Origin of the sequence: Streptomyces sp. NBC_00286 (assembly GCF_036173125.1) — a bacterium.
Lineage (GTDB): Bacteria > Actinomycetota > Actinomycetes > Streptomycetales > Streptomycetaceae > Streptomyces.
The window spans coordinates 1,837,146-1,858,209 of record NZ_CP108054.1 but is presented as its reverse complement, the minus strand read 5'-3'; the positions used below and the strand labels follow the sequence as shown (position 1 = coordinate 1,858,209).

Annotated in this window: 17 protein-coding genes; 4 read left to right on the top strand and 13 right to left on the bottom strand. The window is 68.3% G+C overall.

Features of this window, described 5'->3' with window-relative positions; translation table 11 throughout:
* The first annotated feature begins 169 nt into the window (after positions 1-169).
* Complete coding sequence (locus tag OHT21_RS08445) at positions 170-1,291, top strand: glycerate kinase (RefSeq protein WP_328773999.1); 1,122 nt, start codon at positions 170-172, stop codon at positions 1,289-1,291.
* Positions 1,292-1,728: 437 nt separating this feature from the next.
* On the opposite strand, the gene pssA is transcribed toward OHT21_RS08445, so the two are convergent.
* From pssA to OHT21_RS08400, 9 genes are all read right to left on the bottom strand, one after another.
* A complete protein-coding gene (gene pssA, locus OHT21_RS08440; protein ID WP_328773998.1) occupies positions 1,729-2,547 on the bottom strand; it encodes a CDP-diacylglycerol--serine O-phosphatidyltransferase in 819 nt (272 codons plus the stop codon).
* A gap of 28 nt (positions 2,548-2,575) precedes the next feature.
* Complete coding sequence (locus OHT21_RS08435) at positions 2,576-3,232, bottom strand: phosphatidylserine decarboxylase (protein WP_328767632.1); 657 nt, start codon at positions 3,230-3,232, stop codon at positions 2,576-2,578.
* Positions 3,233-3,400: 168 nt separating this feature from the next.
* Positions 3,401-4,606, bottom strand: a complete 1,206-nt coding sequence (locus tag OHT21_RS08430) for an acyl-CoA dehydrogenase family protein (protein WP_328767631.1) — start codon at positions 4,604-4,606, stop codon at positions 3,401-3,403.
* Positions 4,607-4,608: 2 nt separating this feature from the next.
* Entirely contained in the window at positions 4,609-5,121 is a 513-nt protein-coding gene (locus OHT21_RS08425; protein WP_328767630.1) for a MaoC family dehydratase, read from the bottom strand.
* A gap of 6 nt (positions 5,122-5,127) precedes the next feature.
* Entirely contained in the window at positions 5,128-6,102 is a 975-nt protein-coding gene (locus OHT21_RS08420) for an HpcH/HpaI aldolase/citrate lyase family protein (RefSeq protein WP_328767629.1), read from the bottom strand.
* The gene (locus OHT21_RS08415) at positions 6,099-8,165 is read right to left on the bottom strand and encodes a protein meaA (protein ID WP_328767628.1); all 2,067 of its coding nucleotides are present in this window, start codon (positions 8,163-8,165) and stop codon (positions 6,099-6,101) included. Before OHT21_RS08415 ends, OHT21_RS08420 begins: the two co-directional genes overlap by 4 nt.
* A gap of 1 nt (position 8,166) precedes the next feature.
* The gene (ccrA, locus tag OHT21_RS08410) at positions 8,167-9,504 is read right to left on the bottom strand and encodes a crotonyl-CoA carboxylase/reductase (RefSeq protein ID WP_328767627.1); all 1,338 of its coding nucleotides are present in this window, start codon (positions 9,502-9,504) and stop codon (positions 8,167-8,169) included.
* A gap of 428 nt (positions 9,505-9,932) precedes the next feature.
* The gene (locus OHT21_RS08405) at positions 9,933-10,745 is read right to left on the bottom strand and encodes a TetR family transcriptional regulator (protein ID WP_328767626.1); all 813 of its coding nucleotides are present in this window, start codon (positions 10,743-10,745) and stop codon (positions 9,933-9,935) included.
* Between the two features lie 139 nt (positions 10,746-10,884).
* Complete coding sequence (locus OHT21_RS08400; protein WP_328767625.1) at positions 10,885-12,690, bottom strand: 3-hydroxyacyl-CoA dehydrogenase family protein; 1,806 nt, start codon at positions 12,688-12,690, stop codon at positions 10,885-10,887.
* A gap of 368 nt (positions 12,691-13,058) precedes the next feature.
* Between OHT21_RS08400 and OHT21_RS08395 the strand changes: the two genes are divergently transcribed.
* Positions 13,059-13,649, top strand: a complete 591-nt coding sequence (locus OHT21_RS08395) for an adenylosuccinate lyase (protein ID WP_328767624.1) — start codon at positions 13,059-13,061, stop codon at positions 13,647-13,649.
* A gap of 232 nt (positions 13,650-13,881) precedes the next feature.
* On the opposite strand, the gene OHT21_RS08390 is transcribed toward OHT21_RS08395, so the two are convergent.
* From OHT21_RS08390 to OHT21_RS08375, 4 genes are all read right to left on the bottom strand, one after another.
* Positions 13,882-14,403, bottom strand: coding sequence for a GNAT family N-acetyltransferase (locus OHT21_RS08390; RefSeq protein WP_328767623.1), 522 nt, complete (start codon positions 14,401-14,403; stop codon positions 13,882-13,884).
* Complete coding sequence (locus tag OHT21_RS08385; RefSeq protein ID WP_328767622.1) at positions 14,400-14,801, bottom strand: RidA family protein; 402 nt, start codon at positions 14,799-14,801, stop codon at positions 14,400-14,402. Before OHT21_RS08385 ends, OHT21_RS08390 begins: the two co-directional genes overlap by 4 nt.
* Positions 14,802-14,873: 72 nt before the next feature.
* Positions 14,874-16,463 (bottom strand): alpha/beta hydrolase, encoded by a 1,590-nt coding sequence (locus OHT21_RS08380; RefSeq protein WP_328767621.1) that lies wholly within the window; start codon positions 16,461-16,463, stop codon positions 14,874-14,876.
* Positions 16,464-16,633: 170 nt separating this feature from the next.
* Positions 16,634-17,677, bottom strand: a complete 1,044-nt coding sequence (locus tag OHT21_RS08375; protein ID WP_328767620.1) for an Rv2578c family radical SAM protein — start codon at positions 17,675-17,677, stop codon at positions 16,634-16,636.
* A 183-nt stretch (positions 17,678-17,860) separates the two neighbouring features.
* Here OHT21_RS08375 and OHT21_RS08370 point away from each other — a divergent pair, with 183 nt between their 5' ends.
* Both OHT21_RS08370 and OHT21_RS08365 read left to right on the top strand, forming a co-directional pair.
* Entirely contained in the window at positions 17,861-18,304 is a 444-nt protein-coding gene (locus OHT21_RS08370; RefSeq protein WP_328767619.1) for an SRPBCC family protein, read from the top strand.
* Positions 18,305-18,556: 252 nt separating this feature from the next.
* Entirely contained in the window at positions 18,557-21,025 is a 2,469-nt protein-coding gene (locus OHT21_RS08365; RefSeq protein ID WP_328767618.1) for an ATP-binding SpoIIE family protein phosphatase, read from the top strand.
* Positions 21,026-21,064 lie beyond the last annotated feature (39 nt).

Below are 21,064 nucleotides of genomic sequence, written 5' to 3'. Positions count from 1 at the left end.
CTGTTCACGCAGGCGCTGTCCGGGGTGCGGGATTCCGCCTGGGCAGCGCCGCCTGAGCCGGTTAGGGTCACAGCGGCGCGACTGCCTTGCACAGGTCAAGGCCCGGAGAGCAAGGGGAGTACAGGTGGCGGACGCTGCAGTGAACCGGAGCCGGGGGCGTACCCAGCGGGTGCTCATCGCCGCGGACAAGTTCAAGGGCTCGCTCACGGCCGTGGAGGTCGCGCAACGGGTGACGGCCGGGCTGCACCGGGTCGCGCCGCGCGTCGAGGTCGAGGCACTGCCGGTGGCCGACGGCGGCGACGGCACGGTGGACGCAGCGGTCGCGGCCGGGTTCGAGCGGCGTGAGGTACGGGTCGCCGGGCCGCTCGGCGACGAGGTCACTGCCGCGTACGCGCTGCGCGGCGAGACGGCGGTGGTGGAGATGGCCGAGGCCAGCGGCCTGCAACGGCTGCCGCTGGGCGTCCTCGCCCCGCTCACCGCGTCCACGTACGGGTCCGGAGAGCTGCTTCGGGCCGCCCTGGACGCCGGCGCACGCACCATCGTCTTCGGCGTGGGCGGCAGCGCGACGACGGACGGCGGCGCGGGGATGCTGGCCGCGCTAGGCGCCCGCTTCCTGGACAAGGACGGCGAGCCTCTGCCTCCCGGCGGCGGCCCCCTGCGGGACCTCGCCACGGCCGACCTCTCCGGCCTCGACCCTCGTCTCGCCTCGGTCGACGTCGTCCTCGCGAGCGACGTGGACAATCCGCTGACCGGCCCGAAGGGCGCGCCCGCGGTGTACGGCCCGCAGAAGGGCGCCTCTCCGGACGACGTGGCGGCCCTGGACGCCTCCCTCACACACTTCTCCGAGGTTCTGGAAAAGTCGATCGGAGACAGAGCCGCGGCCTACGCCGCGGCACCCGGCGCCGGGGCCGCAGGCGGCATCGGATACGGAGCTCTAGTCGGCCTCGGCGCGACCTTCCGCCCCGGCATCGACGTGATGCTCGACGTCCTCGGCTTCACGACCGCCCTGGAACGCGCCACGCTGGTCATCACCGGCGAGGGCTCCCTCGACGAACAGACCCTCCACGGCAAGGCCCCCGCCGGAGTCGCCGCGGTAGCCCGCGCCGCCAACAAGGAGGTCATCGCGGTCTGCGGCCGCCTAGCCCTGCCTCCAGAGTCCCTAGGCCGAGCAGGCATCCGCCGCGCGTACGCCCTGACGGACGTAGAGCCGGACGTGACGCGCTGCATCGCAGAGGCGGGCCCGCTCTTGGAGGACGTGGCGGAACGAATCGCGCGGGACTTCCTAATCTGAAGCTTGCGCGGCCTTGATGACGGACGGTGCGGCCCCGCGCCCCGTAAGGGGCGCGGGGAACTGCGAAACAGGCCACGACGAGCCCGCAGTTTCTGATACGACCTGGCGCCCGTAAGGGGCGCGGGGAACTGCGCGACAAGCCACGACGAGCCCGCAGTTTCTGATACGACCTGGCGCCCGTAAGGGGCGCGGGGAACTGCGCGACAAGCCACGACGAGCCCGCAGTTTCTGATACGACCTGGCGCCCGTAAGAGGCGCGGGGAACTGCGCGACAAGCCACAACGAACGCGCACCTTCTGATACGGCCTCGCGCCCCCCGGCGCTTATGGCGCGCGGGGGCCGCACCGGTTCGCCGAGACCGCCCGGCGCCCTGGACAGACGGGTGGGCCCGGGCCACATGGCCCGGGCCCACCCGTCTGTCCGTTCTTGCCTGCCGCTTAAGGCAGTTGCGCAGCCCGCGCCTCACGCCGGTTGCCGCGGAAGTTGTTCACCCTCCGAGCCGTAGCGAAGAGGGGAATCACCGCGCCCATGACCAGCTGCAGCGCGCAGCCCGTCTGGAGGAGGAGCTGCCCGCCGGGGGCGTCGAAGGCCCAGGACGTCAGCAACCCCATGCTGAGGACGATCCACGAGAGCATCGCCACCGCGAGACGCCCCCGCGGCTTCGGGTACTCGACGCGGCTCACCATCAGCCACGCCGTGCCCAGGATCGCCATGAGCGTGGCGACGAAGGGCAGCTCAAGCAGCACGATCGACACCACGGTCAGCGCACCGAACGGCGACGGCATGCCCTGGAACGTGCCGTCCTTCACCGTCACACACGAGAATCTGGCGAGCCGCAGCACGACCGCCAGCAGGACCACGATGGCCCCCACCGCCGCCACTCGCTGCTGCGCGTCGTCCGCGACCATGCCGTAGACGAGGACGAAGTACGCGGGTGCCAGACCGAAGCTGATCAGGTCCGAGAGATTGTCGAGCTCCGCGCCCATGGGGGAGGAGCGCAGCTTGCGGGCCACAAGGCCGTCGAAGAGGTCGAAGACCGCCGCGCACAGCATCAGGATCACGGCCGTGGCCGCGCTGTTCCGGGCCATGCCCGTCTCCTGGCTACCCGTGAGGTGCGGGATCAGGATGCCGGTGGTGGTGAAGTACACCGCCATGAAGCCACAGGTGGCGTTGCCGAGGGTGAGGGTGTCCGCTATTGAGAGGCGGAGAGAGAGGGGCATCTCCTCCTCTTCGTCCACCTCATCGGCCCCGGGCACCCAGCTGGTGCCGGCCTGAGTCTCAGGATCAACCACGGTCAATGCGAGTCACCCCAGCCACCGTCTTCTGACCGACCTCCACCGCGACCTCGACGCCCTCGGGGAGGTAGATGTCGACGCGCGAGCCGAAGCGGATCAGGCCAATGCGGTCCCCCTGCTCGACCTTGGTGCCCTGCGGAACGTACGGGACGATGCGTCGCGCGACCGCACCGGCGATCTGGATCATCTCGATGTCGCCGAGCTCCGTGTCGAAGTGCCAGACGACGCGCTCGTTGTTCTCGCTCTCCTTGTTGAACGCCGGAACGAAGCCGCCGGGGATGTGCTCGACCGACGTGACCGTGCCGGAGAGCGGGGCGCGGTTCACATGGACGTTCAGCGGGCTCATGAAGATGGCGACGCGGGTGCGGCCGTCCTTCCACGGCATGATGCTCTGCACCACTCCGTCGGCGGGCGAGATGACCCGGCCCTGGGCGATCTCGCGCTCGGGGTCGCGGAAGAACCACAGCATGCCCGCCGCGAGCGCGGTGGCGGGTACGGCCACGGCCTTGGCGGCGCCGGACTTGCGCGCGCGTACCAGGCTGAGGGCTGCGGTGGCGACGGTCGGGAGGAGCCACGGCGATGCTCCGCGCGCGAGGCGTGCGCCGACCAGGCTGTCGCGAGGTGCAGAGTTTGGGCTGTGGGGCATGGATGACCTTCGTAGCGGATGATGCCGCGCTGCAGGAGGGGGACGGCGGCTTCCTGGGATCGTACCGGTCGCGGGCCACAACTGGGCAAGCCAGGAAGCCGAGTCAACGGCCGAAGGGTGTTGACGGGGTGTGATGTTCACCTCGAGCAAAACACCCCAATCGGACGTCTAACCCTGGAATCGATACTCTTCGAGCAGCCGACGCCCGATGATCATTTTCTGGATCTCGGCCGTACCTTCGCCGATCAGCAGCATCGGAGCCTCACGGTAGAGGCGCTCGATCTCGTACTCCTTCGAGAAGCCGTAGCCGCCATGGATCCGGAACGCGTCCTCCACGACTTCCTTGCAGTATTCGGAGGCGAGGTACTTCGCCATCCCTGCCTCGAGGTCGTTTCGCTCCCCTGAGTCCTTTTTGCGAGCTGCATTCACCATCATCGCATGAGCGGCCTCGACCTTGGTGGCCATCTCGGCCAGCTTGAACTGAATCGCCTGGTGCTGGGCGATCGGCTTGCCGAAAGTGTGACGCTGCTGGGCATACGAGACACCGAGCTCGAACGCACGCTGAGCGACGCCACAGCCACGCGCCGCCACATTGACGCGGCCGACTTCGACACCGTCCATCATTTGGTAAAAACCGCGGCCGGTGACTCCGCCGAGCACGCGATTGGCCGGAATGCGCAGGCCATCCATGATCAGCTCGGTGGTGTCGACGCCCTTGTAGCCCATCTTGTCGATCTTCCCGGGGATGGTGAGGCCGGGCCGGACCTCACCGAAGCCGGGCTCCTTCTCGACCAGGAAGGTCGTCATCGACTTGTGGGGCGCGGTGCCCTGCGGGTGTCCTTCATCACTTTTCACGAGGACGGCCACGAGCGTCGACGTACCGCCGTTCGTCAGCCACATCTTCTGGCCGTTCAGGACGTACTCCTCGCCGTCCTTGACCGCCTTCGACGTGATCGCCGATACGTCCGAGCCGAGCGCCGGCTCCGACATGGAGAACGCACCGCGGATCTCGCCCGCCGCCATCCGCGGCAGGAAGTACTCCTTCTGCTCGTCCGTGCCGTGCTGCTTGAGCATGTACGCCACGATGAAGTGCGTGTTGATGATGCCGGAGACGGACATCCAGCCGCGCGCGATCTCCTCGACGCAGAGGGCGTACGTCAGGAGGGACTCGCCCAGACCCCCGTACTCCTCGGGGATCATCAGCCCGAAGAGGCCCAACTCCTTGAGGCCGTCGACGATCTGCTGCGGGTACTCGTCGCGGTGCTCCAGCTCGGTCGCGACCGGGATGATCTCCTTGTCCACGAAGTCCCGGACGGTGGACAGGATCTCCTGCTGAATGTCGGTCAGACCGGCGGTCTGGGCGAGTCGCGCCATGGCTACTTCTCCTGCTCCTTGAGCTGGGGCCGGCCGGGCTGCTCGCCGCCGCGCTCCTTGATGTACGTCTCGGTGGGAACCATCACCTTGCGGCGGAACACGCAGACCAGCGTGCCGTCCTGCTTGTAACCCTTTGTCTCGACGTAAACGATTCCGCGGTCCGACTTGGACTTGGACGGCGTCTTGTCGAGGACGGTCGTCTCGCCGTAGATCGTGTCGCCGTGGAAGGTCGGCGCGACATGACGGAGGGACTCGATCTCCAGGTTCGCGATCGCCTTCCCGGACACGTCCGGTACGGACATGCCGAGCAACAGGGAGTAGATGTAGTTCCCGACGACGACGTTCTTCCCGAAGTCCGTCGTGTTCTCCGCATAGTTGGCGTCCATGTGGAGGGGGTGGTGGTTCATCGTCAGGAGACAGAAGAGGTGGTCGTCGTACTCCGTGACCGTCTTCCCGGGCCAGTGCTTGTAGACGTCCCCGACGGTGAACTCTTCGTAGGTGCGGCCGAACTGCATGGTGTCTTACGCCTCCGGGGCCTCGAACTTGGACGTACGGGTCATGCCGGCCGCCCGGCCCTTGCCCGAGATCACGAGCGCCATCTTGCGGCTGGCCTCGTCGATCATCTCGTCGCCGAGCATCGCGGAGCCCTTCTTGCCGCCCGCCTCTGACGTGTAGTAGTCGTACGCGTCCAGGATCAGCTCGGCGTGGTCGAAGTCCTCCTGGGAGGGCGAGAAGATCTCGTTGGACGCCTCGACCTGACCCGGGTGCAGCACCCATTTGCCGTCGAAACCGAGGGCGGCGGCCCGCCCGGCGACCTCGCGGTAGCCGTCGATGTTGCGGATCTGCAGGTAGGGGCCGTCGATCGCCTGGAGGTTGTTGGCGCGGGCGGCCATCAGGATCTTCATCAGGATGTAGTGGTAGGCGTCCGCCGGGTAGCCGGGCGGCTGCTCGCCCACGACCAGCGACTTCATGTTGATCGATGCCATGAAGTCGGCCGGGCCGAAGATGATCGTCTCGACGCGTGGGGACGCCTGGGCGATCTCATTGACGTTGTTGAGACCCTGGGCGTTCTCGATCTGCGCCTCGATGCCGATCTTGCCGACCTCGAAGCCCATCGTCTTCTCGATCTGCGTGAGGAGAAGATCCAGGGCCACTATCTGCTGGGCGTCCTGCACCTTCGGCAGCATGATGCAGTCGAGGTTCGGACCCGCGCCTTCGACCACCGTCACGACATCGCGGTACGTCCACTCCGTAGTCCAGTCGTTGACGCGCACGACCCGCGTCTTGCCCGTCCAGTCGCCCTCGTTGAGGAACTTGACGATGGTGTGCCGCGCCTCGGGCTTGGCGAGCGGCGCGCACGCGTCCTCCAGGTCCAGGAAGACCTGGTCGGCCGGGAGGCCCTGTGCCTTCTCCAGGAAGCGGGGGTTGCTTCCCGGCACGGCGAGGCAGGAGCGCCGCGGGCGAAGGCGGTTGACCTGGGGAACAGGGCTGGTCATGCGGGGACCTCCAGGGGGTCGAGCTTGTTCGCGGTCCGGATCTCGTCGACGATGCGGCCGATGATTCCGGTGATGTCGAAGTCCTTCGGGGTGAAGACGGCGGCGACTCCGGCGGCCCTCAGCTGTTCGGCGTCTCCGTTCGGGATGATGCCACCCGCGATCACCGGGATGTCTGTGGCTCCTGCCACACGCAGCCGCTCCAGCACGTCAGGTACGAGCTGCGCATGCGAGCCGGACAGGATGGACAGGCCGACCGCGTGCACGTCCTCCGCGAGGGCCGCGTCCACGATCTCCTCGGGCGTGAGCCGGATGCCCTGGTACACCACTTCGAAGCCGGCGTCACGGGCCCGTACGGCGATCTGCTCGGCGCCGTTGGAGTGCCCGTCCAGACCCGGCTTGCCCACCAGGAAGCGCAGCTTGCCGACGCCCAGGTCACGGGCGGTCACATCGACCCTGCGGCGCACCTCGGCGAGCGCGGTACCCTCCTGCCCGGCGACCGCGAGGGGCGCGGACGAGACGCCGGTGGGCGCCCGGAACTCGCCGAACACCTCGCGCAAGGCCCCGGACCATTCGCCGGTGGTGACCCCCGCACGGGCGCACTCCAGCGTGGCGTCCATCAGGCTGCCGGTCCCGGCCGCCGTCTCCTTCAGCCGCTCCAGCGCCGTTCCCGCGCGCGCCTCATCGCGCGCGGCACGCCACTCACCCAGGGCCCGTACGACCCGCTCCTCGACCGTCGGATCGGCCGTGTGGATCGCCGTGTCCAGGTCGGCCGTCAGCGGGTTCGGCTCGGTCGTCTCGAAGATGTTGACGCCGACGATCTTCTCTTGACCGGACTCGATACGGGCCCGGCGCTCGGCATGCGAGGAGACGAGCTGCGACTTCAGGTAGCCCGACTCGACGGCCGCCATCGCGCCGCCCAGCTCCTGGATGTGGTCGATCTCAGCGAGCGAGTCCTCGACGAGCTTGGCGACCTTCGCCTCGATGACATGCGAGCCCTCGAAGATGTCCTCGTACTCGAGCAGGTCGCTCTCATACGCGAGCACCTGCTGCATACGCAGCGACCACTGCTGGTCCCAGGGGCGGGGGAGGCCCAAGGCCTCGTTCCAGGCCGGGAGTTGTACGGCACGCGCGCGTGCGTCCTTCGAGAGGGTCACGGCCAGCATCTCGAGCACGATCCGCTGGACGTTGTTCTCCGGCTGGGCCTCCGTCAGGCCGAGGGAGTTGACCTGGACGCCGTACCGGAAGCGCCGGTGCTTGGGGTTCTCGATCCCGTACCGCTCGCGCGTGATCTTGTCCCAGATCCGGCCGAACGCCCGCATCTTGCACATCTCCTCGATGAAGCGGACGCCCGCGTTCACGAAGAAGGAGATGCGCGCGACGACGTCGCCCATGCGCTCCTGCGGCACCTGGCCGGAGTCGCGGACGGCGTCGAGTACCGCGATCGCCGTCGACATCGCGTACGCGATCTCCTGGACCGGAGTGGCTCCGGCCTCCTGGAGGTGGTAGCTGCAGATGTTGATCGGGTTCCACTTGGGGATGTGGGACACCGTGTACGCGATCATGTCCGTCGTCAGACGCAGGGAAGGCACCGGCGGGAACACATGCGTGCCCCGCGACAGATACTCCTTCACGATGTCGTTCTGCGTCGTCCCCTGAAGCTTGGTGATGGCCTCCTTGTCGAGACCTTGCTCCTCGGCGACGACCTGGTAGAGCGCCAGCAGCCACATGGCCGTGGCGTTGATCGTCATCGAGGTGTTCATCTGCTCCAGGGGGATGTCCTGGAGCAGTCGGCGCATGTCACCGACGTGCGAGACGGGGACCCCGACGCGGCCGACCTCGCCGCGGGCGAGGATGTGGTCCGGGTCGTAGCCGGTCTGCGTCGGCAGGTCGAAGGCGATGGACAGACCGGTCTGGCCCTTGGCGAGATTGCGCCGGTACAGCTCGTTGGACGCCTCAGCAGTGGAGTGACCGGCGTACGTCCGCATCAACCAAGGCCGGTCCCGTTCTTTGGGCGCCTGCGGCGTGCCCTGTGCCGCAGGCGCTGTTTTGCGCGGCTCTGTCATGTCACACGTTCCGGAAGCGGTTGATGGCGTCGATGTGCTTGGCGCGCTTCTCTTCGTCGCGCACGCCCAGGCCCTCGCGGGGCGCCAGTGCCAGCACGCCCACCTTGCCCTGGTGGAGGTTGCGGTGCACGTCGTAGGCGGCCTGCCCGGTCTCCTCCAGGGAGTACACCTTGGAGAGCGTCGGGTGGATCTTGCCCTTCGCGATGAGCCGGTTGGCCTCCCAGGCCTCGCGGTAGTTGGCGAAGTGCGAGCCGATGATGCGCTTCAGGGACATCCACAGGTAGCGGTTGTCGTACTCGTGGTTGTAGCCCGATGTCGAGGCGCAGGTGACGATCGTGCCGCCCTTGCGGGTGACGTAAACGCTTGCGCCGAAGGTCTCGCGGCCTGGGTGCTCGAAGACGATGTCGACGTCCTCACCGCCGGTGAGCTCCCGGATGCGCTTGCCGAAGCGCTTCCACTCGCGCGGGTCCTGGGTGTGCTCGTCCTTCCAGAACTTGTAGTCCTCCGCGGTGCGGTCGATGATCGCCTCGGCGCCCATCGCCCGGCAGATGTCGGCCTTCTGCGGCGAGGACACGACACAGATGGGGTTGGCGCCGCCCGCGAGCGCGAACTGCGTGGCGTACGAGCCGAGTCCACCGCTCGCGCCCCAGATCAGGACGTTGTCGCCCTGCTTCATGTCGGCGCCGTTGCGGGACACCAGCTGCCGGTACGCGGTCGAGTTCACCAGCCCCGGAGCGGCGGCCTCCTCCCAGCTGAGGTGATCCGGCTTCGGCATCAGCTGGTTGGACTTGACGAGGGCGATCTCGGCGAGACCGCCGAAGTTGGTCTCGAAGCCCCAGATGCGCTGCTCGGGGTCGAGCATCGTGTCGTTGTGGCCGTCGCTCGACTCCAGCTCCACGCTCAGGCAGTGTGCGACGACCTCGTCACCGGGCTGCCAGGCGTTGACGCCGGGACCGGTGCGCAGGACGACGCCCGCGAGGTCGGAGCCGATGATGTGGTACGGCAGGTCATGGCGCTTGGTGAGCTCGCTGAGCCGGCCGTAGCGCTCCAGGAACCCGAAGGTCGACAGCGGCTCGAAGATCGAGGTCCACACCGAGTTGTAGTTGACCGAGGAGGCCATCACGGCCACCAGGGCCTCGCCGGGGCCGAGTTCGGGCACCGGCACGTCGTCCAGGTGGATCGACTTGCGGGGGTCCTTCTCGCGGGTGGTGAGCCCGGCGAACATCTCCGTCTCGTCCTTGTGCACGGTGATCGCGCGGTACGACTCGGGGAGCGGCAGGGCGGCGAAGTCGGCGGACGTGGCGGTCTGCGACTGAATCGCGTCCAGGATTTCCTTCACGGTGTTGCCTCCGGCGAAGCGAGCGCTCAGGGGAGCGCTTGAGGGTTACGTCGGGGTGGTTGCTGCTTTTGTGAGGCGTGCCGTCGGTTCGGCGAAGGTGGTGCTGGCAGCGCTTTGTGGCGCGGAAGGTTGCCTGTGACGCAGGCGTCGGGCGCGCAAACCCGGGGAGGTTTGCGGGGACAGCCGGCGTACGAAAAAGCTCTGCACGCCGGCCGCCCGACTTACTCCAACGTATGGCACGGCGTGTCACCTGGCAAGGCACGCAGTGCCAAGAATTTCCCTCATTTGAAATTGCGCGTTAACAAATGAGCGATGATCGATCAGATAGGGGTAGCTCGCCGTCGCCGAACGGTGAGGGCTTCGCCGAACGGTGAGGGATTCGCCGAGCGTGCTTAGGACCGGTGTGCGTGCTTAAGGCCGGTGCGTGCTTACGACCGTTCCCGCAGCGCCTGCTCGATCGTCTTCATGACCTCGTCGAGCGGGGCGTCCGTCCTGGCCACCGTGACCAGCACCTCGCCCTGTGAGGCGACCGAGGCCGCGCCCGAGCGGGGCCCGCTGTCCCGCCCCGCCCCGATGCCCGAGCCGAAGGTCTTCCGGACGATGGCGAACGCGTGGTCCAGCTGCGCCTCGACGTCGCCCTGTCCGCCGGCCCGCAGCCAGCGCCGCAGTACGTGGTTGTGCGCCGTGACCACGGCCGAGGCGGCGACCTCCGCGAGCAGCGGATCGTCGTTCGCGTCGTCGTCGTGCGCGTGCTCGTCGAAGTGCCCCAGCAAATAGCGCGTGAACAGCCGCTCGTAGCGCGCCACCGAGGCGATCTCCGCCTCCCGCAGCGTCGGCACCTCACGCGTCAGCTTGTAACGCGACACCGAGATCTCCGGCCGGGCCGCGTACATCTTCATGACTTCCTTGATGCCGCGGCACACGGTGTCGAGCGGATGCTCGTGCGCCGGCGCGGCATTGAGCACCGCCTCGGCCCGGATCAGGGTGTCGTCGTGATCGGGAAAGATCGCCTCTTCCTTGGAACGGAAGTGCCGGAAGAAGGTACGCCGGGCGACCCCGGCCGCCGCGGCGATCTCGTCGACGGTCGTCGCCTCGTAGCCCTTGGTCGCGAACAGTTCCATCGCCGCGGCCGCCAACTCCCGGCGCATCTTGAGCCGTTGGGCGGCGGCACGGTTGCCCGCGGCACTCTCCGGAGCGTCGGGCGTGGCTGGTGTACGGGAGGACTTGACCGGCTGGGACATGCCCCGAACGTACTGCATTCGTGGAGCGGGGCGCTCAAGATCCCCTCTCCCCCCGCCCTCGGCGGGGGGAGAGGAGCCGGCCCGGTCGAACAGTCCGCCCCAGTCCGCGCGGTCCGTGAACCAGTCGCCGGGCCGCCGCTCAGCGCCGCGCATATTCGCGGAAGCCGCGGCCGGTCTTGCGGCCGAGGCAGCCCGCGGCGACCAGGTGCTCGAGCAGCGGCGCCGGGGCGAGACCCGGGTCGCGGAACTCGCGGTGCAGGACCTTCTCGATGGCCAGCGACACATCCAGGCCGACCACGTCGAGGAGCTCGAAGGGCCCCATCGGGTAGCCGCCGCCGAGCTTCATCGCGGCGTCTATGTCGTCGAGCGAGGCGTAGTGCTCCTGGACCATCTTGATCGCGTTGTTCAGGTACGGGAACAGCAGCGCGTTCACGATGAAGCCCGCGCGGTCGCCGCAGTCCACCGGGTGCTTCCGGATCTTCGTGCACAGCTCGCGGACCGAGGCGTGCACATCGTCCGCGGTCAGGACGGTGCGGACGACCTCGACCAGCTTCATCGCCGGGGCCGGGTTGAAGAAGTGCATGCCGATCACGTCCTGCGGGCGCGAGGTGGCGCGGGCGCAGGCGACGACGGGCAGCGAGGAGGTCGTGGTGGCCAGGATCGCGCCCGGCTTGCAGACCTTGTCGAACACCGCGAACAGCTGCTGCTTGATCTCCAGGTCCTCGGCGACCGCCTCCAGTGCCAGATCGACCTCGGCGAAGGCGTCGTACGAACCCGCCGGAGTGATCCGCTCCAGCGTCTCGGCGGCGGCCTCGGCGGTCATCCGTCCCTTGTCGACAGAGCGCGAAAGTGATTTGCCGATACGGGCCTTGGCCGCCTGCGCCTTCTCCTCGCTGCGCGCGGCGAGCACGACCTCGTACCCGGCCTTCGCGAAGACCTCGGCTATGCCGGACGCCATGGTGCCGGAGCCGGCGACGCCGACCGAGCTGACGGGGCGGCCAGGGGTCTCGGGGCCCGAGGAGAGCGGCGTCAGCGCGTCCCGCACGACGGTTCCGCTGCCCGGAGCGTCGTACGTGTAGAAGCCGCGGCCCGACTTGCGGCCGGTCAGGCCCGCCTCGCTGAGCTGCCTGAGGATGGGCGCGGGCGCGTGCAGCCGGTCGTGCGAGGCGGCGTACATGGCCTCCAGGACCGTACGCGCGGTGTCGACGCCGATGAGGTCGAGCAGTTCCAGCGGGCCCATGGGCAGTCCGCAGCCCAGCTTCATCGCGGCGTCGATGTCCTCGCGGCTCGCGTACTTCGCCTCGTACATCGCGGCCGCCTGGTTGAGGTAGCCGAACAGCAGACCGTCGGCGACGAAGCCGGGGCGGTCGCCGACGGCGACGGGCTCCTTGCCGAGTTCGAGGGCGAGATCCGTGACGGCGGCGACGGCGGTCGGCGAGGTCAGCACGGAGGAGACGACCTCGACCAGCTTCATCGCGGGCGCCGGGTTGAAGAAATGCAGCCCGAGAACGCGCTCGGGACGGGCCGAGTCGGCGGCGAGCCGGGTGACCGAGAGGGCGTTGGTGCCGGTCGCCAGGATTGTCCCCGGGCGCACGATGCCGTCGAGCTCGCGGAAGATCTGCCGCTTGATCTCGTACGACTCCGGGGCCACCTCGATCACCAGGTCGGCGTCGGCCGCCGCGCGCAGATCGGTGGAGGTGCGCAGGCGGCCGAGGACCTCCTGGCGCTCCTGCTCGGTGAGCCGCTCGCGCTCAACGGCACGGGCGGTCGCGGCCTCCAGCGCGGTGTGGGCGCGGGCGGTGGCGGCCTCGCTGATGTCGATGCCGATGACCTCGCGGCCGGCCCGGGCGAGGACCTCGGCGATGCCGGTGCCCATCGTGCCGAGGCCGACCACGGCGACGGTGTTGATCTGGGACAGAGGGGTGTCGGACTGGGGAGAGGCCATCGCGGGACTCCAGGGATGAGTGACGACTGAGGGACGCATCCGGATACGCCGACAGGCGCACACAGTGCGGAAGTTGTGCGGGTGTGGGACCGGGCTACGAAGCGCACACGCCCGGTGCCGTCCGCGGGCGAGACGCGCAAGCCCACGAAGCGGTGAAAGACCGACCGGCTCTGTCCCGGAGCCGAGTCGTACTGAGGTACTCGAAGTACCGAACCGACCGACACTCACGGCGGCTGCGTCACCAGGCCACCGCAAGCAGGTGTGCGAGTGGGTAACTCGCTCGATTGAGCTTAACTCGCGGGTAACGAGCGCGCCAGTGTGCGGAAGAGTCGAGGTTATGTGATGTACGTCGCGGATAGGCTCGCGCCATGGACGAAGAGTTGCGGTCGCTCACCGGGCGGTTACGGCTTGAGGTGGGGGCCGGGGAGGTATTCGCGTACGAACGTCTGGTCGCGACCGGTGATCTCGATGAGCTGGCCGGTGTGCTTACCGCGCCGCAGCAGCCGTTGTGGGCGCGGGAGTTGGCGGCGTTTCGGTTGGGGGTTGCGGGGGATCGGCGGGCCTTTGAGACGCTCGTGCTGTTGCTGAATCATCGGGATCCGCAGCGGTGTGCGTCCGCTGCGTATGCGCTGGCGCGGCTTGGCGATCCGCGTACCGCGCGGGCTGCGGCTGCTCTTGCCACCAATGAGTTGCGGGTTGCTTATGCGCTTTATCCGGTGCGGTTGTTGGTGGAGTTGCGGGCTCCTGAGGCTGTGCCTGCGTTGATAACTACGTTGGCTCGGCGGTTTCGGGCTCATGATCCGTATCGGCGGGTGGCGCTTGCTTGTGTGGAGGGGTTGGGGGTGTTGGGGGATGAGCGGGCTCGGGCGATTTTGAACGAGGCGTTGGCGCATCCGCTGTTGGCTGAGGCGGCTGCGGGGGCGCTTAAGCGGTTGCCTGTGCAGCGGGCTCCTCGGTAACGCGCGGGTGCGTTGGGCGGGGTTTTCGCCCCCGCCGCCCCTACCCATTCCCGTCCACATGGGGCTCCGCCCCTAGTCCCCGTAGGTCCGGGTGGGTGGGGTGATTGCGTGCGCTGTGGGTGCGTTGTGGCTGGTCGCGCAGTTCCCCGCGCCCCTAAAGGGGCGCTGGTCGAGCCGTTGATTGATACACGGCCGCGTTGCTTACGGGGCCCAGCGCGCTGGGCCTGTCGCGTCAGCCGTTGCCCAGCGTCCTGATGTAGCGCACCTCCGGTACCGTCGCGCCGCCGACCTCCCACGGCTCCTCCGTGCCGTCCGGGGTGAAGCCTGCTTGTTCGTAGAAGTGGCGGGCCCGGGCGTTTTCCTTGAGTACCCACAAGAACAGTCGGGGGTGGCCTGCTGTGGTGCAGCGGGTCGTGGACTCTTGTAGCAGTGCGCGGCCCACTCCGTGGGACAGGTGCTTCGGGTGGACGTAGATCGCGTACAACTCGGCGTCCTGCGTGGGGAGTTCGGCGTCTCGGTATGGGCCGTGGCAGGACCAGCCGGCTACCTCCCCGTGCCGCTCCGCTACCAGGTTCACGACTCCCTTGCCTGCCTGCTCGAAGTGGGAGCGGCGGCGGGCTGTCTCGGTCGTGACGTCCAGGTCGTCCAGGTAGGGCTGGGGGAGCAGGCCCTTGTAGGCGTGTTGCCAGCCGCGTATGCGGATCGCGGCTACTTGCTCGCAGTCGGCGAGGGTCATTTCGCGGATGTGGATCATTCGGGGAGTATCGCGTATGCCTCTATCTCCATCAGCAACTCCGGGCGTACCAGGGCTGCGACCTGTACGGCTGTCGATGCCGGGAGGCGGCCGGAGGGTATGTGGGCGTCGCGGGCCGCTCGGACTGCCGGCATGTGGGCCATGTCTGTGACGTAGTAGGTCAGTTTGATGACGTCGTCGAACGTCGCACCTGCGGCGGACAGGCAGCGGCGCAGATTCTCGAAGGTTTGGCGGCCCTGGGCCTCGGGGTCGTTCTCGCCGACCAGCTTGCCGTTCTCGTCCAGTGCCACCTGGCCCGAGATCGCCGCGAAGCGGCCCGTGCCCATGACGACATGGGCGTACGAGGAGGCGGGGGCGACCCCGTCGGGGGCGGGGATGCGGGTCAGTTCGGTGCTCATGGATCCATCGTGGACCATGGCACTGACATCGCCCCCGACGGGCAGTCGCTGCCTGCGGTTCACATGCCAGGCTCAGCCTCGGAAGCCCAGCAGGCCGTGCAGTTTCGCGCCGCGTGACGCCGAGTCGTCCTGTGCTGTCAGCGGCTTGGGGTCCGGCAGGGCCTCGCATACCGCGTCGGCCTCGCCGTCGCTGCGGGGGACCTTGCCAGTGGAGAGGTAGGTCGCCAGGTGCTTGTCCAGGCAGGTGTTTCCGGCGAGTGTGATGCCGTGGTTTCCGCCGTCCTGCTCGACTACCAGGCTTGAGTCGCGCAGCAGGTGATGGACCGTGACACCGCCTTCGTACGGGGTGGCCGCGTCGTCGGTCGCCTGGAACAGCAGGGCCGGCGGCAGTGAGTCGTTGCCGACGTCGACCGGGTCGAGCGAATCCGTCGGCCAGAACGCGCACGGTGCGTTGTACCAGGCGTTGCTCCAGGTCATGAAGGGCGCCTTCTTGTGCACCTTCCAGTTGTCGTGGCGCCACTGGTTCCAGTCGCCGGGCCAGGGCGCGTCACGGCACTCCACAGCGGTGTAGATGCTGTAGCCGTTGTCGCCCGCCGCGTCGACGGCGGCGAAGTTCTGGTACACCTCGACCAGCGGATCGTCGTCCTTGTCGTTCACATAGGCCGCGAACGCCTCGGCGAGATACGGCCAGTAGCCGTTGTAGTAGCCGCCGGGGAGGAAGGTGTCCTCGAGTTCGGAGGCGCCCACCGTGTTGTCCGCGGGCTTCTTCGCCAGTGCCGCCCGCATCGAGTACCACTTGGCCTCGATCTTGTCGGGATCGGTGCCGAGCTTGTACGTCGCGTCGTACTTGGCGACCCATGCCATGAACGCCTTGTGGCGGCTGTCGAAGGCGTAGTCCTGATCGAGGTTGTCGTCGTACCAGACACCGGTCGGGTCGACGATCGAGTCGAGCACCAGGCGTCGTACGCGCTCGGGGTAGAGCTTCGCGTAGACGGCGCCCAGGTAGGTGCCGTACGAGTAACCGAAGTAATTGATCTTCTTCGCGCCGAGTGCGCGCCGGATGGCGTCCATGTCTTGGACCGCGCTCACCGTGTCGATGTACGGCAGCACGTCCGCGTACTTCTTGCCGCACTCCTCGGCGAAGGCCTGGGCCCGGTCGAGGTTGGCCTTCTCCAGGGCGGGGGTGCGCGGCACGGAGTCGGGGCGTACGGGTGCGAAGTGCCCGGGCCGGCAGTCCAGCGCGGGCCTGCTGTCGCCGACGCCGCGCGGGTCGAAGCCGATGACGTCGTACTGCGCCGCCACTTCCTTCGGCAGCGAGGAGGCGACGAACCCGGCGAGCGTGAGACCGCTGCCGCCGGGGCCGCCCGGGTTGACGAGGAGCGGCCCTTGGTAGGTCTTCGAGGTGTGGGGGATGCGTGACAGAGCGATCGTGATGCGTTCGCTGTATGGGTTCGAGTGGTCGAGCCGCACTTTGAGGGACGCGCACTGGAGCGTCGGATAGTCCTCGGTGCCGCACTTCTTCCAGGCGAGCTTGGCCGCGCCGACGGACCGGGTGGTGCGCTCTGCGGTCGTGGCACCCGCCTTCGCGTCGGCCGGAAGCGCGGTCATCAACCCGGCCAGCACGGCGGCGGCACCGCACAGAGCGGTTGCTCTCTTCTTCATCAAGGCCTCCCAGGACGGAGGAGTTCGAGCCGTGCGCATCACGGCCCGCCCCGCATCGTCCCGGAATTGACCCTCGGGAAGGACAGGTTCTGCAAAGAGTTGACACTATTGGGCAGCACGATGCCGCCGGATGCCGGGCAAAGGTGCTGGTCGGAGCAGGGAAACGTCGGTCAGAGCAGAGTGAGTTGAGTGGGCGTCGGCACGGCTGGCTCCGGCTCGGGCTGAGGGTCGGGGATTCGGCGCGGCATCCCTGCGGGTGTGGGGCCGATGCCGTACTCCTGGGCCAGTTCGTGCACCTGACGGGTGATCCGGCGCTGGTACCACTTCGGGGCGTACGCCCCCTCCGCGTACAGCCGCTCGTAACGGCGTACCAGATGCGGGTGATGGTGCCCCAGCCAGCTCATGAACCACTCACGCGCGCCCGGCCGCAGATGCAGCACGAGCGGGGTCACCGAGGTCGCTCCGGAGGCCGCGATCGCCCGTACGGTGGCGCGGAGTTGGGAGGGGTGGTCGCTCAGGAAGGGGATCACGGGGGCCATCAGTACGCCGCAGCCGATGCCGTTCTCGTTGAGGGTGCGCACCACGTCCAGGCGGCGTTCGGGTGCGGGGGTGCCCGGCTCGACGGTCCGCCACAGCTCGGGGTCGGTGAAGCCCACGGAGACGGATATCCCGACTTCCGTGACGGCGGCGGACTGCTTCAGGAGGTCGAGGTCGCGCAGGATCAGGGTGCCCTTCGTCAGGATCGAGAAGGGGTTCGCGTGGTCGCGCAGGGCGCCGATGATGCCGGGCATCAACTGGTAGCGGCCTTCCGCGCGTTGGTAGCAGTCGACGTTCGTGCCCATCGCGATGTGCTCGCCGTGCCAGCGTCGCGAGCCCAGCTGACGGCGCAGCAGCTCCGGTGCGTTCACCTTCACCACGATCTGGCTGTCGAAGCCGAGGCCCGTGTCGAGGTCCAGATAGCTGTGGGACTTGCGGGCGAAGCAGTAGACGCACGCGTGTGAGCAGCCTCGATACGGGTTGATCGTCCACTCGAAGGGCATGCGCGAGGCGCCCGGCACCCGGTTCACGATCGACCGGGCCCGGATCTCGTGGAAGGTGATCCCGCGGAACTCAGGAGTGTCGAAGGTGCGGGTGGTAACCGCGTCCGCGCCGAACAGCGCGGGGTTCTCCGGCGGATTGCCGCCGGACTCCACGGTGAGGTTTTCCCAGCGCATGAGGCCTCCTCGGTAGCACTGACCACAGAATAGAACACTTGTTCCCTTGATCGTGCGACCTCAACATGACCTGCGTGTCCGTCACTGTTTCTGCACCCCTTGAGGGACCCCGATTTGGGCGGTTCGGCCGCCTGGTGGTTGGCTTGCCGCGAACCCCCGAGTTTCCAAGTGCTGGAGGAACCAATGGCGCAGGTCGAGGCCACCACGGAGCGAGTCGTAGCCGCACAGCCGGACGACGTTTTCGACGCCCTGGCCGACTACAGCGGCACGCGCGGGAAGATTCTTTCCGAGCACTTCAGCGAGTACGAGGTCCGCGAGGGCGGTGACGGCGAGGGCACCCTCGTCCACTGGAAGCTCCAGGCCACCAGCAAGCGCATCCGTGACTGCCTGCTCGAGGTGACCGAGCCCACCGACGGCGAACTCGTCGAGAAGGACCGCAACTCCTCGATGGTCACCACCTGGCGCGTCACCCCGGCCGGCGAGGGCGCGGCCCGCGTCGTCGTCACCACCGTCTGGAACGGCGCCGGCGGCATCGGCGGCTTCTTCGAGAAGACCTTCGCTCCCAAGGGCCTCGCGCGCATCTACGACACGGTCCTCGCGAAGCTGGCCGCCGAGGTCGAGAAGTAGACCGAGCAACAAGCAACGGTGCGGGGCGCGTTGGGGCGCCCCGCACCGTTTTGCGTGGACGCACTATGAGAGCCGCCAGGCTGACGGGTTACACCAAGTAACCCGTTGTCGCGCACTGACATGGCGCCCGGTCGCGCTCCGTCGCGTACGCCGGAGCAATTCCCGGATTGCCACACATGGCAACCGTACGCACCCGTACCGTGGTGGGTGCGGCACAGATCTTGCGGGACCGTGGGGAGAAGGGGCCTGGCCATGGACCGTGGCACCGATGGAGGTGCGGCTTCAGGCGGCGGAGCCGGGAACGGCGCCGTGGTGGGCCGCATCCCGCTGGCCGTGGTCGTCGTCGACCGCGAGGGTCTGGTCTCCCACTGGAGCCAGGGCGCCCGGCGGTTGTTCGGGACTCCCAAGGATGAGGCGGTGGGCCGCCCCGCCGCCGATCTGCTGCCCGTCTCCGGCGCCCTGACCGAGGACGACGAGAACACGCCGTACGGGGCGTATGCGGCATACGACGGATTAGGGCCCGACCTCGGATCGTCCCTCAATGGGCGGCTGTCCTACCCGGCGGCGGGCCGCGCGCGGCTCTCGGTGCCGGGCTCCGACCGGGCCGACGTCCTGTGGTGGGCGTATCCCCTGGTGGGCCCCGGGCGGGAACGGTTGCTCGTGCTGGCCGCCGATGCCGACAGCACGGGCCGCGACTACGCCTCCGACGCCGAGGACAGCGCGCCCGTCGAACGCATCGCGCCGGGCTTCGCGCTGCACACCGACTTCCCTGGTGCCGAGGACCTCGCCCGCAGGCTGCCCGAGATCTTGCCCAGCATGAGCGTCGGCGAGAGCGCCCGCATCGTCGGGCAGGTTCTCGAACTGGGCTATCCCGTCCTGGAGTTCAGCCAGAACGAACGGGTGCCCGTCACGCCCGACTGGGGTGTGCCACGGCGCGTCGAGCGGATGGCGCGCCGCGAGCGTGCGGCTCGGGCGGCGGCGTCCGGCCAGCCCGCGCCCCCGGATCTGGAGGACGACGGCGAGGACCTCGAGTACGCGGCGGTGCGTGAGCGTCTGGAGTTCCTCAACGAGGTCAGCGGGCGCATCGGCAGCTCGCTCGACCTGTCCCGCACCATCGTCGAGGTCAGCAAGGCCGTGGTGCCGCGCTTCACCGACGTCGCCGGGACGTACCTGCGCGAACAGGTGGTCGCCGGTGAGGGCTTCCCCGACGGTGTGCCCGACACGACCACCATGTGGCACCGCGTCGCCGTGGAACACACCGACGAGCCGGGCCGCTGGGACGATGTCGTACCGGTCGGCGAGGCCATGCCGTTCCCGGCGCACACGCCGTTCTTCCAGTGCATGACCACCGGCGAACCCGTCCTCGTGCCGCGCATCAGCGAGCAGATGGGCCACATGATCGCCGCGCAGTTCGAGAAGCGCGACATCCGGCCCCTCATCACCGGCCGCTCCATGCTGGTCGTACCGCTGAAGGCTCGCAATGTGGTCCTCGGGTTCATGATCCTGCTGCGCCACCCGGAGCGCGTCGAGTTCAACGACATGGACCGGGTGACGGGTGCCGAACTCGCCGCCCGCGCCGGGCTCGTGCTCGACAACGCTCGCATGTACACGTACCAGGAGAGCGTCGCCGAGACCCTCCAGGACAGCATGCTGCCGCATATCGCGCGCCGTATGTCCGGCTGCGACATCGCCACCCGCTATCTGCCGGGTACGTTGCTGGGGCGGGTCGGCGGCGACTGGTTCGACTCGGTGAAGCTGCCCGGCTCACGGACCGCGCTCGTCGTCGGCGATGTGATGGGGCACGGGCTCAACTCCGTCGCGATGATGGGCCAGTTGCGCACCGCCGTACAGACCATGGCGGGCCTCGATCTGCCACCTGCCCAACTCCTGCGGAACCTCGACGACTTGGCGCAGCGGCTCGGTGAGCACTATCTCGCGACCTGTCTGTACGCCGTGTACGACCCGATCGCGAGCGAGCTCCAGATCGCCAACGCGGGCCATGTTCCACCCGTGTTGGTCCGCGCCGAGGACGGCCGCAGCGAGCTGCTCGATCTGCCGACGGGGGCGCCCATCGGGGTCGGCGGGGTGCCCTTCGAGACCGTACGGGTGCGGGTGTCACCCGGCGACCGACTGGTCATGTGCACGGATGGCCTGGTGGAGGTGCGCGGCGAGGACATCGGCGTCGGGCTCGCCATGCTGTGTGAGTCCGCCGCGCATCCGGCGGCGTCTATGGATGACGCCTGCGACACCATCATCCGGGCCCTGGCCGAGACCTTTTCGAAAGCGGGGCGCGGCGGGCGTAAGGACGATGTGGCGTTGCTGATGGCGCGGCTTGGTGGCATCGATGCCGGGGATGTCGCTACGTGGCGGCTCGCGTCCGAGCCGATCGAGGTCAGCCGGGCTCGGGCTGTGGTTCGTGAACAGCTTCACGAGTGGGGGCTCAACTCGCCTGGTGATCAAGCGGAGTTGATGGTGGGCGAGCTGGTCACCAACGCCGTACGGCACGCTCGGAGTCGGCGGATCGAGTTGCGGCTGGTTCGCGGGGACACGTTGCTGTGCGAGGTGGATGACGAGGATCCCACGCTGCCGACACTCCTCAGTACGGGGGCGAACGACGAGTTCGGGCGGGGCCTGCGGGTGGTGAGCAGGCTGGCTCGCGAGTGGGGGAGCAGTCGTACGGCTGCCGGGAAGACCGTGTGGTTCGAGATGACGCTGCCGTGAAAGGTACGAAAGGTGTGCCCCGCGTGCTTGTCGGCGCAC